At 68.9% G+C, this 15174-nt stretch carries 16 protein-coding genes and 1 rRNA gene; all 17 read right to left on the bottom strand.

What is annotated here, in order from left to right:
• Window positions 1-17 precede the first annotated feature (17 nt).
• Window positions 18-737, bottom strand: a complete 720-nt coding sequence (cmk, locus tag MicroSTF_RS00085; RefSeq protein ID WP_021199279.1) for a (d)CMP kinase — start codon at window positions 735-737, stop codon at window positions 18-20.
• Window positions 730-1866, bottom strand: coding sequence for a prephenate dehydrogenase (locus tag MicroSTF_RS00080; protein ID WP_322952672.1), 1137 nt, complete (start codon window positions 1864-1866; stop codon window positions 730-732). Before MicroSTF_RS00080 ends, cmk begins: the two co-directional genes overlap by 8 nt.
• Window positions 1863-2669, bottom strand: a complete 807-nt coding sequence (locus MicroSTF_RS00075; RefSeq protein WP_322952670.1) for a pseudouridine synthase — start codon at window positions 2667-2669, stop codon at window positions 1863-1865. The genes MicroSTF_RS00080 and MicroSTF_RS00075 overlap by 4 nt, the downstream gene beginning before the upstream one ends.
• On the bottom strand, window positions 2666-3334 hold the full coding sequence (gene scpB, locus MicroSTF_RS00070; RefSeq protein ID WP_322952667.1) for an SMC-Scp complex subunit ScpB: 669 nt from the start codon (window positions 3332-3334) through the stop codon (window positions 2666-2668). The genes MicroSTF_RS00075 and scpB overlap by 4 nt, the downstream gene beginning before the upstream one ends.
• On the bottom strand, window positions 3324-4181 hold the full coding sequence (locus MicroSTF_RS00065) for a segregation and condensation protein A (protein ID WP_021199275.1): 858 nt from the start codon (window positions 4179-4181) through the stop codon (window positions 3324-3326). The genes scpB and MicroSTF_RS00065 overlap by 11 nt, the downstream gene beginning before the upstream one ends.
• Window positions 4165-4998 carry a ParA family protein gene (locus tag MicroSTF_RS00060; protein WP_168441067.1) on the bottom strand — a complete coding sequence of 278 codons (834 nt, stop codon included), beginning with the start codon at window positions 4996-4998 and terminating at the stop codon, window positions 4165-4167. Before MicroSTF_RS00060 ends, MicroSTF_RS00065 begins: the two co-directional genes overlap by 17 nt.
• A 153-nt stretch (window positions 4999-5151) precedes the next feature.
• On the bottom strand, window positions 5152-6054 hold the full coding sequence (gene xerD / locus MicroSTF_RS00055; protein ID WP_029264871.1) for a site-specific tyrosine recombinase XerD: 903 nt from the start codon (window positions 6052-6054) through the stop codon (window positions 5152-5154).
• 2 nt (window positions 6055-6056) lie between these two features.
• The gene (locus MicroSTF_RS00050) at window positions 6057-6638 is read right to left on the bottom strand and encodes an NUDIX domain-containing protein (protein ID WP_029264870.1); all 582 of its coding nucleotides are present in this window, start codon (window positions 6636-6638) and stop codon (window positions 6057-6059) included.
• Between the two features lie 19 nt (window positions 6639-6657).
• Window positions 6658-8352, bottom strand: a complete 1695-nt coding sequence (locus MicroSTF_RS00045; protein WP_029258974.1) for a CTP synthase — start codon at window positions 8350-8352, stop codon at window positions 6658-6660.
• Between the two features lie 17 nt (window positions 8353-8369).
• On the bottom strand, window positions 8370-10061 hold the full coding sequence (gene recN, locus MicroSTF_RS00040; protein ID WP_029264869.1) for a DNA repair protein RecN: 1692 nt from the start codon (window positions 10059-10061) through the stop codon (window positions 8370-8372).
• Entirely contained in the window at window positions 10058-10978 is a 921-nt protein-coding gene (locus MicroSTF_RS00035) for an NAD kinase (RefSeq protein WP_029264868.1), read from the bottom strand. Before MicroSTF_RS00035 ends, recN begins: the two co-directional genes overlap by 4 nt.
• A complete protein-coding gene (locus tag MicroSTF_RS00030) occupies window positions 10975-11772 on the bottom strand; it encodes a TlyA family RNA methyltransferase (RefSeq protein ID WP_029264867.1) in 798 nt (265 codons plus the stop codon). The genes MicroSTF_RS00035 and MicroSTF_RS00030 overlap by 4 nt, the downstream gene beginning before the upstream one ends.
• Window positions 11769-11945 (bottom strand): hypothetical protein, encoded by a 177-nt coding sequence (locus tag MicroSTF_RS00025; RefSeq protein WP_168436332.1) that lies wholly within the window; start codon window positions 11943-11945, stop codon window positions 11769-11771. The genes MicroSTF_RS00030 and MicroSTF_RS00025 overlap by 4 nt, the downstream gene beginning before the upstream one ends.
• 52 nt (window positions 11946-11997) lie before the next feature.
• Window positions 11998-13035 carry an HAD-IIA family hydrolase gene (locus MicroSTF_RS00020; protein ID WP_029264865.1) on the bottom strand — a complete coding sequence of 346 codons (1038 nt, stop codon included), beginning with the start codon at window positions 13033-13035 and terminating at the stop codon, window positions 11998-12000.
• Window positions 13035-13793, bottom strand: coding sequence for a hypothetical protein (locus MicroSTF_RS00015; protein ID WP_322952658.1), 759 nt, complete (start codon window positions 13791-13793; stop codon window positions 13035-13037). The genes MicroSTF_RS00020 and MicroSTF_RS00015 overlap by 1 nt, the downstream gene beginning before the upstream one ends.
• A gap of 38 nt (window positions 13794-13831) precedes the next feature.
• Window positions 13832-14896, bottom strand: a complete 1065-nt coding sequence (locus tag MicroSTF_RS00010; protein ID WP_322952655.1) for a hypothetical protein — start codon at window positions 14894-14896, stop codon at window positions 13832-13834.
• Between the two features lie 163 nt (window positions 14897-15059).
• A 5S ribosomal RNA gene (gene rrf / locus MicroSTF_RS00005) occupies window positions 15060-15174 on the bottom strand; the annotation flags it as partial.

Here is a 15174-nt window from a genome sequence, read left to right as displayed (position 1 = left end):
CGCCTTCGTATTCGTCGTCAGCCACGGTGTGCTCCTTGGATTCGTTCGATCACCGTGAGGACGGCGTCGATGGTCTGGGGGAAATCGAGTTCCGTCGAATCGACGACCTCGACGCCTTCTGCGGCGTTCAGGAAGTCGACGACGGCGCTGTCTGAGGCGTCACGCTTGTGCAGCGCCGCGGCGACAGCAGCCGCGTTCTCGCCGGCGAGTTCACCGGCACGTCGTGCAGCCCGTACCTCGGGAGCTGCGGTGAGAAGGATCCGCACCGGAGCGTCGGGGGCGACCACGGTCGTGATGTCACGGCCCTCCACCACGACGGCGGGGTACGACGACTCCGACACCAGACGGCGGAACAGCTCGTTGACCTGCGCGCGAACCTCGGGCACGCGCGCCACGCCGCTCACCGCGCCGGAGACCCTCGGGTCTCGGATGGCCTCGGTGACCTCGACGTCGCCGACGAGCACCGTCCGCTCGTCGGGGTCGAGCCCCAGCGTCAGAGGGAAGTCTGCCGCCGCAGCGCGCACGGCCTCAGGGTCTTCGGTGTCGGCGCCCCGATCGAGCACATGCCAGGCGAGTGCGCGGTAGGCGGAGCCGGTGTCGAGGTAGCCGAAACCGAGTGCGCGGGCGACGGCCTTCGAAACGCTGGACTTGCCCGATCCGGCCGGCCCGTCGATCGCGATGAACTTGTGCGCGTCGGTCACCGAAGCGTCCGCAGCAGAGGTCGAGATATCAGTCATTCGTGCTCCCAGCGATGCGCCATCCACGTTCCTGCAGCCCGGTGATCGCGCCATGCAGCGCCGCGGGATCGACGCTGATCTCGGCGAGGCCGAACTGCGCGCCGGGCGAATGCTCGAGGCGGAGGTCCTCGACGTTCACACCGAGCTCGCCGAGCTCTCCGAACAGGCGGCCGAGCTGACCCGCGGTGTCGTCGACCATCACGACGAGGGTTTCGAAACGCTGATTCTGTCCGTGCTTGCCGGGGAGCCGTTCGACGCCGTCGTTCCCCTGCCGGATGGTCTCGGCGACGATGCGCCGGGCGCCCGGAGCGCTCGGCTCACGCAGGGCATCGGAGATCTCGCCGAGGTCGGAGGCCAGCGCATCGAGGATCTCGACCACGGGTGCCGCGTTCGCCCCGAGGATCTGCACCCAGAGCTCGGGGGCGGATGCCGCGATGCGTGTGGTGTCGCGGACGCCCTGGCCTGCAAGGCGGAGCGCCCCCTCTTCCGCTCCGGCGAGGCGACCGGCGAGCAGGCTCGCGACCACCTGGGGCACGTGCGAGGTCAGGGCGACCGAACGATCGTGCTCCTCCGGAGTCATCTCGAGAGGCGTCGCTCCGACGTCGAGCGCGAGGGCCTCGACGAGGGCGAGGTCGGAGGCTCTCGTCTCCTCATCCCGGCACACCACCCAGGGGCGCCCGATGAAGAGGTCGGCACGCGCTGAGATCGCGCCCCCGCGCTCACGACCGGCGAGCGGGTGAGAGCCGATGTAGCGGGTGAGGTCGACACCGCGCGCCTGGAGTGCACGGAAAGGCTCGAGCTTCACGCTCGCGACGTCGGTGACGACGGCCTCTGGGAACCGTTCGAGTTCGGCCTGGATCACGTCGGCAGTGACATCCGGCGGCACCGCGACAACGACCAGGGACGGCTGATCGTCCTCGTTCGAGATCCTTCCGGCGCCGTAGTCGACGGCGAGACGCAGTTGGGCGGGCGAGGCATCGGTCAGGACGACATCTACCCCCTTCGCGCGGAGGGCGTGGCCGATGCTCGCGCCGAGGAGTCCGGCGCCGACGATGCGGACGGTACCGGAGAGGCGCGGCGCGACGACGCCCGCTCTCCGCCCCGTGGGCGCACTCGTCGTATCGGTCATTCGTTCTCCTGCTCGCCTGGCGCCTCGGCGACACCGGAATCACGGCGCGACAGGGTCAAAAGCGCGCCGAGTTCGATTTTACTCAGTTCCCGCGTCTTCCCGGCCGGGAGGGTTCCCAGGTGGAGCGGACCGAACTGCCGGCGGACCAGTTCGGTGACGGGGTGGCCCACCGCCGCGAGCATGCGTCGCACGATGCGGTTGCGACCGGAGTGCAGCGTCAGCTCCACCAGGCTCTCCTCGCGGGAGGTGTCCAACAGCCGTGCCTTGTCGGCGGCGATCGGTCCGTCCTCCAGCTCGATGCCCTTCGTCAGCTTCGAGATCGTCTGCGGCAGCACTGTGCCCTCGACCTTCGCGATGTACACCTTCGTCACGCCGAAAGACGGGTGGGCCAGCACGTGGGCGAGCGCGCCGTCGTTCGTGAGGATCAGCAGACCGCTCGTCTCGGCATCGAGGCGGCCGACGTTGTAGAGGCGCTCGTCGTACTTCTCGGTGAAGCGGCGCAGGTCGGGGCGGCCGCTCTCGTCCTTCATGCTGCTCACCACGCCGGTCGGCTTGTTGAGCATGACGTAGCGCTTGGAGACGTCGAGCTGGATCGCGGTACCGTCCACGTCGACGAGGTCGCGCTCGGGGTCGATCCGTCGCCCCTGCTCGGACACGACGATGCCGTTGACGCGGATGCGCCCCTCGGCGATGTACTGCTCCACCACGCGGCGGGAGGCCACGCCTGCCGCGGCGAGCACCTTCTGCAAGCGCACGCCCTCGGGCGCGGCCTCGGAGTCTGTCGAGGCGTCGAAGCCTGTCATCGGATGGTCCCTTCGTCGAAGCCGTCTGCACCGTCATCGAGCAGCGGGGAGATCGGGGGCAGCTCGTCGAGCGAGTTGATGCCCAGGTGCTGCAGAAGCGCGTCGGACGTGCCGTAGTTGATCGCGCCGGTCTCGGAATCCGCGAACAGCTCCGTGATCAGCCCGCGGGCGAGCAGCGTGCGCACGACGGAATCGACGTTCACCGCGCGGATGGACGCGACCTGGCTGCGCGTCACCGGCTGCTTGTAGGCGATGACCGCCAATGTCTCGAGCGCGGCCTGCGACAGTCGCGCCGGGGCCTGCCCTCCGACGAACTCGGCCACCATGGCATCGAGATCTTCGCGGACGTACAGTCGCCACCCGCCCCCCACCTCGCGCAGCTCGAAGCCGCGCCGTGGTCCCGTGCCCCGCCCGTCGTAATCCTCGACGAGCATCTCGAGCGTCTGACGTACCGCTGGCACCGGCGACCCGACGGCGGCAGCCAACGCGACGAGGCCGATCGGCTCATCCACGATGAAGAGGATCGCTTCGACCCGCTCGGCGAGGGGAATCTCGGGTGCCGTCCCGGCAGCGTCCGAGGTCTGATCCTCCGACCCCGTGGGGTCGGCCCCCTCCGCGTCGTCGGTCTCCATCACAGCGTCGGTCTCCGTCACGTCATCGGTCATAATCGGCTCCCAGGGTCGCCAGCGTCTCGTCCGACCAGGAGTCGGCGGCCCAGCGGAGCGTCAGCTCGCCGAGCGGTTCCAATTGTTCGAAGGACAGCGCCGCGTGCCGATAGAGCTCCAGCACCGAGATGAAGCGCGCGACGACGATGCCCGGCTCCGTGACGCCCGCGACGAGCTCACGGAAGCTCACCGACTCGGTCCCACGCAGCAGTGTCACGACGATCGCCGCCTGCTCACGGATGCTGACCAGCGGTGCGTGCAGATGGTCGAGCCCGACGTGCGGGATCTCCTTGGGTGCGAACGCCAGTAGCGCGAGCGCGGCGAAGTCGTCGGCGCTCAGTGACCAGACGAGCTCCGGAGTCTGCCGCCGGTGCTTCTCCTCGAGGGGAACGGCACGGACGTGTCGGCGATCCTCGCGCTGCAGGCAGCGGGCGAACCACGTCGAGACCTCCTTGAAGGCCCGGTACTGCAGCAGGCGGGCGAACAGCAGGTCACGCGCCTCGAGAAGGGCCACCGCCTCGGCATCCACCAGCTCGCCCTGCGGCAGGAGTCCCGCCACCTTCATGTCGAGCAGGGTCGCGGCCACGACCAGGAACTCGGAGGCCTGGTCGAGGTCCTCATCGTCGTCGAGTTCCCCCAGATACGCGATGAATTCGTTCGTGACCGCGCTCAACGACACCTCGGTGATGTCCATCTCATGTTTCGAGATGAGATTCAGCAGCAGGTCGAAGGGGCCGTCGAAGTTCGACAGGGACACCCGGAAGCCTGCCGTGTCTGTGGCCGCGGCATCGCCCGCGCTCTCCTCGAGCGTTGCGTCGACAGGCCCCTCGCTAGGCGACGGCGCCACGGGCGACCAGCTCCCGCGCCAGCCGCAGGTACGCCTGAGCGGCGGCGTGCTCGGGGGCGAACTCGGTGATGGGCACGCCCGAGACCGACGCGTCGGGGAACTTCACGGTGCGGCCGATCACGGTCTCCAGCACATCGTCGCCGAATGCCTCGACGACCCGCTCCAGAACTTCGCGGGAGTGCAGCGTGCGCGGGTCGTACATCGTCGCCAACAGGCCGTCCATCGTGATCGACGGGTTCAGCCGGTCGCGGACCTTGTCGATCGTCTCGATCAGCAGCGCCACACCGCGCAGGGCGAAGAACTCGCACTCGAGGGGGATGATCACGCCGTGCGCCGCGGTCAGCGCGTTCACGGTGAGGATGCCGAGGGACGGCTGGCAGTCGATGAGGATGACGTCGTACTCCCCCGCCACCTGGCGCAGGACACGTGCGAGGATCGTCTCGCGCGCGACCTCGTTGACGAGGTGGACCTCTGCGGCAGAGAGGTCGATGTTGGCCGGCATGACGTCGAGACCCTCGACGCTCGAGTGCACGATCGCATCGTGCGCGTCGCGCTTGGTGTCCAGCAGCAGGTCGTAGATCGTCGGCACATCGTGCGTCGGGATGCCGAGGCCGGCCGACAGGGCACCCTGCGGGTCGAAGTCGACGGCGAGGACCTTCCGGCCGTACTCCGCGAGGGAAGCGGCGAGGTTGATCGAGGTCGTCGTCTTGCCGACGCCGCCCTTCTGGTTGCACAGCGCGATGATGCGCGCCGGGCCGTGCGACTTCAGCGGCTCCGGGATCGGGAACCCGTGATAGGGGCGGCCGGTGGGTCCCATGGGGGTCTCGTCGGCCTTCTGCGCCTTCGCCCTGGACTTCGCCACTTTCTCAGCCACCCGTTCTCCTGCTCCGTCGTGCTTGGTCGATTGTACCGGCCGGGCCCCCGCTCAGCTGCCTCGGCACGCGGCAGACGCCAGGCCGGCGCCGCGAGGTCACCGGGCGCGCGGGTGCGACGTCGCGTAGATGTCGCGAAGGGCGTCGACCGAGACGTGCGTGTAGATCTGCGTCGTCGCGACCGAGGAGTGTCCGAGCAGTTCCTGCACGACACGCACGTCGGCACCCCCTTGCAGGAGATGCGTCGCGAACGAGTGCCGCAGCGTGTGCGGCGATACGTCCACGGTGATCTGGGCGCTCTCGGCTGCCGCGCGGATGACGAGCCACGCGCTCTGGCGGGAGAGCGGGGCGCCTCGCGCCCCGAGGAAGAGCCGAGCCGAGGCGCGACCCTTGGCGGCGAGGGCGGGGCGCACACGGGTCAGATACGTGTCCACGGCGGCGCGCGCGTAGGAACCCAGCGGCACGATGCGTTCCTTGGATCCCTTCCCCCGCAGCCGCAGCACATCGCCGTGCGCCAGGTCGTCCACATCGAGGTCGACCGCCTCGGACACGCGCGCACCGGTCGCATAGAGAAGCTCGAGCAGAGCGCGATCACGGATGCCGAGCGGCGCCTCGGGAGACGGCGCGGCGAGCAGACGCTCGACCTGTTCGATCGTGAGGGCTTTGGGCAGCCGTCGCGGCGCCTTCGGCGGGCGGAGCCGACCACTCGGGTCGTCGGCCTCTATGCCCTCTCGTGCGAGGAAGCGGTGCCATCCCCGCACCGACGACTGCAAGCGTGCGAGGCTCGTCGACGCGGGTGGCGGCTCTGCGGAGGCCCGTTCCGCGATGAACCGGTCGATCGTCGCCGGCGTCACCTCGCCGGTGTCGTCGATCCCCTCGGCGACCAACCACTCCCGGTATCCCTCGAGGTCGCGCCGGTAGGCCGCGATCGTGTGCGCGCTCAGACCACGCTCGATCGTGACATGACGCAGGTAGGCGTCGAGGGCGCGCTCGAGCTGCATCCTCAGCCCCGGTCGCGCAACCTCTGCGAGGCCGCCAGCACGCCGATCGCGAGGATCCCATTGCGCATCCGACCCTCCATGACCGCAGAGACCGCATCGGCCAGCGACACCCACTCCACCCGGATATCCGCTTCCTCGTCCTCGCGATCGTGCGGCGCACCGGACGGTCGGACGCCGGTCGCGAGGAACACGTGGATGATCTCGTCGTTCCCACCGGGCGTCGTCCACGAGGAGACCAGTGGCTCCCAGTGGACGGCGACCAGGTCGGCCTCCTCGGCGAGCTCACGCCGGGCGGCCTCGAGAGGCTCTTCGCCCTCCACATCGAGCAGTCCGGCCGGGAGCTCCCAATCACGATGGCGGATCGGGTGGCGGTACTGCTGGATCAGCAGCACCCGCCCCTGTTCGTCGAGGGCGACGATCGCCACCGCGCCGGTGTGGGCGACGTACTGCCGCACGATCTCGCCGTCGCCATAGCGCACGCGGTCAGAGCGCACGTCCCAGACCCTGCCGCGATAGACGAGGTCGCTCTCGAGAACCTCCGGCTCGAAGGTCTCGTCCCGGAGGCTCTCCGTCGACTCCGTCATCATCGCTCGATTGCTCGATTCAGTCGTCCGCGCTGACGTCGAACAGCTCGCTCGCGCGGTGCCGATCGATCGCCGCGCCCACCAGCCCGCGGAACAGCGGGTGCGGGGCGGTCGGACGCGAACGCAGTTCCGGGTGCGCCTGGGTGGCGATGTAGTACGGGTGCACATCGCGGGGCAGCTCGACGTACTCGACGAGGTCGAGCTCCGGGTTGAGTCCGGAGAACACCAGCCCCGCCTCGGAAAGACGGTCACGGTAGGCGTTGTTCACCTCGTAGCGGTGGCGGTGACGCTCGGAGGCCTCAGGGGCGCCGTAGAGCTCGCGGGCGAGCGAGCCTTCCGCCAGGGCTGCCTGGTACAGACCGAGGCGCATGGTGCCGCCGAGGTCGCCACCGTCGAGGATGTCGACCTGCTCGGCCATCGTCGCGATGACCGGTTCTGCGGTCTCCGGGTCGAACTCGCTGGACGAGGCCCCGACGATGCCGGCGACGTCACGTGCGTACTCGATGACCATGCACTGCAGACCGAGGCACAGGCCGAGCGTCGGGATGCCCTGCTCGCGCGCGAACTTCAGCGCGCCGAGCTTGCCCTCGATGCCACGGATGCCGAAGCCGCCGGGCACGCAGATGCCGTCGAGCTGTGCCAGCTGCTCCTGCGCGCCTTCCGGCGTCTCGCAGAGATCGGAGGGGATCCAGCGGATGTTGACCTTGGTCTCCTGCGCGAAACCGCCGGCTTTGAGCGCCTCGGTCACCGAGAGGTACGCGTCGGGCAGGTCGATGTACTTGCCGACCAGACCGATCGTCACCTCGTGCTTGGGGTTGTGCACCGCGTGCAGCACCTTGTTCCAGCGGGTCCAGTCGACGTCGGCCGCCTTCTGGTCCAGGCCCAGCCGTCGCACGATGTACGAGTCGAGCCCCTGCTCGTTCAGAGTCGAGGGGATGTCGTAGATGCTCGGCAGGTCGACGGTGTTGATGACGCCTTCGACGTCGACGTCGCACATGAGAGCGATCTTGTTGCGGTTGCTCACGCTGACCGGACGGTCGCTGCGGAGCACCAGGGCATCGGGCTGGATGCCGACCTGGCGGAGCGCCGCGACGGAGTGCTGCGTCGGCTTGGTCTTCTGCTCCCCCGACGCGCCCATGAACGGGACGAGCGATACGTGCACGAAGAACACGCTGTCGCGTCCGAGCTCGTGACGAAGCTGGCGCGCGGACTCGAGGAACGGCTGCGACTCGATGTCGCCGACTGTGCCGCCCACCTCGGTGATGATCACGTCGGGGCGCGGGTCTTCCGAGGCCTGCAGGCGCATGCGGCGCTTGATCTCGTCGGTGATGTGCGGGATCACCTGGACCGTGTCTCCGAGGTACTCGCCACGGCGCTCGCGCGCGATCACCTGCGAGTAGATCTGACCCGTGGTGACGTTGGCCGCCTCGGACAGGTTGATGTCGAGGAAGCGCTCGTAGTGTCCGATGTCGAGATCGGTCTCGGCGCCGTCGTCCGTCACGAACACCTCACCGTGCTGGAACGGGTTCATCGTTCCCGGATCGACGTTCAGGTACGGGTCGAGCTTCTGCATCACGACGCGCAGACCGCGGGCCGTGAGGAGGTTTCCGAGGCTGGCTGCCGTCAGCCCCTTGCCCAAAGACGAAACGACACCACCAGTCACGAAGATGTGCTTGGTCGTGTCGTTCTTGGGTCCCGCAGAAGAAGAGTTCATCACGGGCTTCGATCCTATCAGGAGGTGGGGACGCGGAGGCTGAGAAGTTCGCGGGCGTGGGTCAGGGCGGCGTCGGAATCGGCGAGTCCTGACAGCAGACGAGCCATCTCGGCTTCCCGTTCCTCCCCTTCCAGACGGCGCACGCTGGAGGCCGTGACCGCACCATCATTGGCCTTCACGACCGACAGATGGTTGTTCGCGAAGGCCGCGACCTGCGCGAGGTGCGTCACCGCGATCACCTGCGACTTCTCGGCGAGTCGGGCGAGTCGCCGACCGACCTCGATCGCCGCGGCACCGCCGATGCCGGCGTCGACCTCGTCGAAGACGAACGTCGGAACCGGATCGGTCGCGGCGATCACCACTTCGATCGCCAGCATCACTCGCGACAGCTCTCCGCCGGAGGCTCCCTTCGAGACCGAGCGCGGCTCGGCTCCCGGATGGGGGGCGAGGAGGATCGCGACGTCGTCCCGGCCGTGGGCGCTCTCGGCGCCCTCGGAGACCGAGACCTCGAGGCGCGCGTCCGGCATCGCGAGCGCACGCAGTTCTTCCGTCACGGCAGCACCGAGACGAGAAGCCGCCTCTGCGCGCGCCGCCGTCAGCGCCTCGGCGTGGGCGTCGAGTTCGACCCGTGCCGCATCACGCTCGGCGATCAGTCGTTCGATCCGATCGCCGTCGTCATCGAGTTCGGCCAACCGAGCGGATCCGGTCTGCCAGACGGTCAGCGCCTCGTCGAGCGAGCCGTGTGCACGGATCAGGGTGCCCAGCGCAGCGCGGCGTTCCTCGACAGCGGCGAGCTCGTGCGGACCCGTCTCGTCGAGATCGGCGAGATAGGCGGAGAGAAGGCCTGCGGTGTCGGCGATCCGATAGCCGATGTCGGCGAGGTTCTCGCTGATCTCGGTCAGCTTCACGTCTGCAGCGCGTTCGAGTACTCGACGCGCCTCCGCGACGAGAGCCGAGGCATCAGGTTCGCCCTCTTCGCTCGAGAGCGCGCCGTGCGCGAGCGAGGCCGCGAGACGCAGCTCCTCGGCGTTCGCGAGACGTTCGGCACGCGCGGTGAGCTCCTGGTCCTCCCCCGGCTCCGGAGCCGTCGCCTCGATCAGCGCGAGGGCTTCTCGCAGCCGCGACGCCTCTTCAGCGCGACGTTCACGGTTCTCGGTGATCTCGGATATCTCGGCGTCGAGTGTCCGCCAGCGTGCGAAGGCCCGGGCGTATTCGTCCACGGCCTCAGCGATCGGGGCCCCACCGAAACGATCGAGCGCATCACGCTGCGCGACGGCCGAACGCAGTCGCAGCTGCTCGGCCTGGCCGTGCACGACCACGAGCTCGTCCGCGAGCGAGGAGAGCACACCCGCGGGGGCCGCGCGCCCACCGACACTGGCACGGCTGCGCCCTTCCGAACTGAGCGTGCGAGACACGTAGAGTTCCGCGCTGCCAGCACCGACAGGCTCCAGCTCGCCACCGGCCTCGGCGACGATCTCGGCGACGGTTCCGCTCTCGGGGACGATCCAGACGCCCGCGACCGATGCCTGCGCCGCGCCCGCACGCACGGCTCCGGAGTCGGCGCGCTGGCCCAGCAGCAGTCCGAGCCCGGTGACGACCATGGTCTTTCCGGCGCCGGTCTCGCCGGTGATGGCGGTGAATCCGGGACCCAGCGGCAGCACGGCATCGGCGATGACGCCGAGCCCCTGCATCCGCATCTCCTCGATCACGACGTCGCCCCCGGCGCCTGTCCGCGCCACCCTTCGACGGGAAGCTGGAACTTGCGCACGAGTCGGTCGGTGAATGCCGTGGGGTGCAGACGAGCCAGCCGCACGGGACGCGAAGAGCGGCGCACCACCACGCGTGCGCCCGGCGGCAGGTCGTGCGAGCGGCGGCCATCGCACCAGAGGATGCCCGAGCCGTCCGTGCGTTCGAGCATCTCGATCGCCACCGAGGCATCGGGGCTCACCACGAGCGGCTTGGCGAACAGGGCGTGCGCCGACAGCGGCACCACCGCGATCGCCTCGACACTCGGCCAGATCACCGGTCCCCCGGCGGAGAAGTTGTAGGCCGTCGAGCCGGTCGGGGTGGAGATCACCATGCCGTCGCATCCGAAACTCGACAACGGCCGGCCGTCGATCTCGAGAACGATCTCGATCATCCGCTCACGACTGGCCTTCTCGACCGTGGCCTCGTTGAGGGCCCACGTCTCGTAGACGACCGTGCCGTCGACATCCTTCACACGCACGGACAGGGCGAGCCGTTCCTCGACCTCGTAGTCGCGGTCGATCACACGACGTACGGCTTTGTCCATGTCGTCGCGGTCGATCTCCGCGAGGAAGCCGACGTGCCCCATGTTGATGCCGAGCACCGGAGCCCCGCTGTCGCGTACGAGTTCCGCTGCGCGCAGAATCGTCCCATCCCCACCCAGCACGATCGCCAGTTCGAGGTCGGCCGGGTCGACGGAGACGCCGAGTACGTCGGTGTCGGCGAAGAACGGATCCACGGACACGAGTGCCTCGTGATCGTCAGCGGCCAGGACCGGTCGCGCTCCGGCCTCCCGAAGGGCGTCGATCACCCGCCGGGCGGCGTCGACGGTGTCCACACGGCCCGCGTGAGCGACGACCAGGATGCTGCGCTCGTTCATCGTCCTCCTGCCAGTCGGTTGATGCTGTCCAGCCATTCTGTCGGATTGCTGCCTCGACCCGGTGCGAGGTGCACGAGATACTCGGCGTTGCCGTGGGTTCCGAGGATCGGGGAGGGAAGGATGCCGAGCATCCCCAACCCCACGTCCCAGGCGCTCCACACGATGCGAGCCACGGCATCGGCGCGTGTTGCGGGGTCGGTGACCAGTCCCCCACGGACGGCGGTGCGTCCGACCTCGAACTGCGGCTTCACGAGAAGCAGGACGTCGGACTCCGATGGGACCACCGCGGCGACGGCCGGCAACACGAGTTCGAGAGAGATGAACGAGAGGTCACCCACGACCAGATCGGGGGCTGCGACCTCGCCCGTCGCCTCGGCGAGGTTCTCCCGTGTCATGTATCGGACGTTGTAGCCCTCGACGGACACGACGCCGGGATCAGCGGCGATCGACGCGGCGAGTTGTCCATGCCCGACGTCGACCGCGAGCACCTCACGTGCTCCCCGCTCACGGAGCACCTGGGTGAAGCCGCCGGTGGATGCGCCCATGTCGAGTGCCAGCCGCCCCTCGACCGGTATCGCGAAGCCGTCGAGGCCCGCGATGAGCTTGTGCGCGGCACGTCCGACGTAGTGGTCTGCACCGGCGATGGTGATCTCCGCCGCATCGTCGACCGCCGTCGAGGCCTTCACGACAGGTCGTCCGTCGACGCTGACGAGGCCCTCCGAGATGAGAGTGGCCGCGTGGGTGCGCGAACGGGCGAGTCCTCGGGCGGCGAGGGCAGCGTCGAGTCGCGTCATCGGGATCCCGAGGTCTCCCGCTGCTCGAGCTTCGCGCCGCTCTCGAGGCGACGGGAGAGCTCGTCGTGGAGGGCCGAATACGCATCGGCCCTCGCCGGGAGCGGCTGCCCCTCGATCAGGCGCAGTCGACTCCACAGGCCATCGGTCGGCGCGCTCGTCGTCTCATCGCTCACGGTTCTACTGTACGCGGCCCGTCCGACGCGGAAGGGCGCCACGCGAGCACCGTCAGGGACGGTGGAACGGGTCGTCGTAGAGGCGCTCCGGAACCCTCAGCACGAACACGGGGGTGCCGGATGCCCAGATGGCGGCGGCTCCCGCGCGCAGCAGGTCGATCTGCTCACCGGAATCCGCCACGATCTCGACGTCGGCGCCCGAAACCCGCACCGCCGCACCGTTCACGCGGAAGACGCCGTCCTGCTCGGTCACCTCGGGATACGGGGCATGCAGTTCGCGCAGGTCGCCGAGGATGTAGGTGGGACGCGAGCCCTCCGGGGCGGCCAGCACATGCTTCGGGCGGTCGATGCCGGTGAGCACCAGGACCGATTCGATGCCGACCCTGCTCGCCCCCATGATGTCGGTGTCGAGACGGTCCCCGATGAAGAGGGCCTTCTTCGCGCCGAAGCGTGCAAGGGCCTCCTGGAAGATCGGCTCCTCCGGCTTCCCCGCGACGGTGGCGAGCCTGCCGATCGCCGTGTGCACGGCGGACACGAGCGTCCCATTGCCGGGCGCCACTCCCCGCTCACGGGGGATCGTCCAGTCGGTGTTGGTGGCGATCCACGGGATGCCGCCTTCGTCCTCGGGAAGCTTGAGAGCGAAGGCCGCCTCAGCGAGATCCGTCCACGCGACCTCCGGAGCGAACCCCTGCACGACGGCGCTCGGCGCATCCTCCGCGCTCCGTGTGACTGTGTACCCGGCTTTCTGCACCTCGTCGACGAGACCGTCACCGCCGATGACCAGGATCGTTGCCGGGGCGGGCACGATCTGAGCCATCAGCCTCATCGCCGCTTGCGGGCTCGTGACCACGTCGGATGCCTGGACGCGCAGCCCGAGACTGCTCAGGTGCGCTGCGACCGAGGCATCCGTGCGTGCCGCGTTGTTCGTGATGTAGCCGAGTCGAGCCGACTTCGCCGCCTCGTTGAGGCTGTCCACCGCGTAGGGCAGGGCCCCGGGGCCGGCGTACACCACACCGTCGAGGTCGGCGAGAACCGTATCGACTCCGTCAAGCGGAGTGCGAGGCGATCGCTTCCGAGAGAACAGCGCCACTACGCCTCCGGTTCCGACTCGTCGTCCTCGCCGAGGAGCTCGCGCACCTCGTCGTCGACGGTCGGTTCCTCAGCGACGAGCGCGGCTTCGTCGACGTCGGCAGGCGCATCGGACGCTGGCTCTTCCCGATCCGCGTCATCTGCCTCCAGGGGCGTATCCGCCGCGGAATCATCGTCATCCTCGTCGGGGAACTCTCCCTCGATGAGGCTGTCTTCGATGAAGATCTCCTCGTCGCCGGCCTCATCGACCCCTAGCGCCTCAGCGGCGACTTCGGCGCGGTGCGCCCAGAACTCCGCCTCCTCGGTGCGCCCGAGGTCTTCGAGCACGGCAGCGCGGGCGGCGAACAGCGCCGGGCTCCATTCGAAGGCCCGATCGGGATCGAGCTCCGGGATCTCCAGCTCGCCGAGTGCGAGTTCGAGATCGCCCTGGTCGAGACGGGCACCGGACATCGCGATCGCAAGCGCGACCCGGACCGGAGTCTCGAGCGCAGAACGATCGACGGCGCGTCCGGTCTCGAGCGCACGATCGGAGCGACCGATTCCGCGCTCGCTGTCGACCATGAGAGCGATCTGATCGTCCTTGCCGGAGATACGACGGTAGGTCCGCAGTTCGCGGAGCGCCAGGGCGAAGTCTTCCGTCGCGTAGGCGGTGATGCCGAGGGTCTCACGGACGATCGCGATGCGTCCAGCGCGGCGCGATGCGGCCAGCGCGTGCTCGTGGGCAAGCGCCGGGTCCTCGTCGATGAGACGAGAGGCCATCGCCAGGTGCCGGGCGACGTGTTCGGCGTTCTCCTTGCTCAGCGTCTTGAGCTCATTACGCGCTGCGCCGTTGAGGTCGCGAGCCGTGACGTCGTCGGGGATCTGCGGCTCATCGAACCGCGGACGCTCGTTCGTCGCCTGAGCCGGACGCTCTCGCCCCGCTCCCCCGCGCTGCGGGAATGAACGTGAACGATCGCGGTCGCCGCCTTCGCGACGCGGGGCGCCACCGTCGCGGTTGTAGCCGCCACCCTCACGACGGGGAGCAGCACCGTCGCGACGCGGGGCGCCACCGTCACGGTTGTAGCCGCCCTCGCGACGGGGAGCAGCACCGTCACGGCGCGGGGCACCACCGTCACGGTTGTAGCCGCCCTCGCGACGGGGAGCAGCACCGTCACGGTTGTAGCCGCCACCCTCACGACGGGGAGCAGCACCGTCACGACGCGGGGCACCACCATCACGGTTGTAGCCGCCCTCGCGACGGGGAGCAGCACCGTCGCGACGCGGGGCGCCACCGTCACGGTTGTAGCCGCCACCTTCACGACGGGGAGCAGCACCGTCACGGCGCGGGGCGCCACCGTCACGGTTGTAGCTGCCACCTTCACGACGGGGAGCAGCACCGTCACGGCGCGGGGCGCCACCGTCACGGTTGTAGCCGCCACCTTCACGACGGGGAGCTGCACCATAACGGCTATACCCGCCCTCGCGACGGGGAGATGCGCCATCGCGGTTGTACCCGCCCTCACGACGCGGAGCGGCGCCGTCGCGGTTGTACCCGCCCTCACGACGCGGAGCACCACCATCACGGTTGTAGCCGCCACCTTCACGACGGGGAGCAGCACCGTCACGACGCGGTGCACCACCATCACGGTTGTACCCGCCCTCACGACGCGGAGCACCACCATCACGGTTGTAGCCGCCACCTTCACGACGGGGAGCTGCGCCGTCACGACGCGGTGCACCACCATCACGGTTGTACCCGCCCTCACGACGCGGAGCACCACCATCACGGTTATACCCGCCCTCACGACGCGGAGCACCACCATCACGGTTGTACCCGCCCTCACGACGGGGAGCTGCGCCGTCACGACGCGGCGCACCGTCACGGCTATTGCTGGGGCGTCCGCCAGAAGCGCGGTGCCCGCGCGATCCACCGTCGTCGTTGCGACGCGGACGGCGCTCTTCCTCTTCTGGCATGATGCTCCCTGTTCTTTTCGTGTAAACGCAAAATGGCCACCCAACGATGGGTGGCCATTTTGTCTAAAAGGAGTCCGGCGGTGTCCTACTCTCCCACAGGGTCCCCCCTGCAGTACCATCGGCGCTGTGAGGCTTAGCTTCCGGGTTCGGAATGTAACCGGGCGTTTCCCTCACGCTATGGCCGCCG

Origin of the sequence: Microbacterium sp. STF-2, assembly GCF_034650155.1 — a bacterium.
GTDB lineage: Bacteria > Actinomycetota > Actinomycetes > Actinomycetales > Microbacteriaceae > Microbacterium > Microbacterium maritypicum_A.
This window is presented reverse-complemented; position numbering and strand designations above follow the sequence as displayed.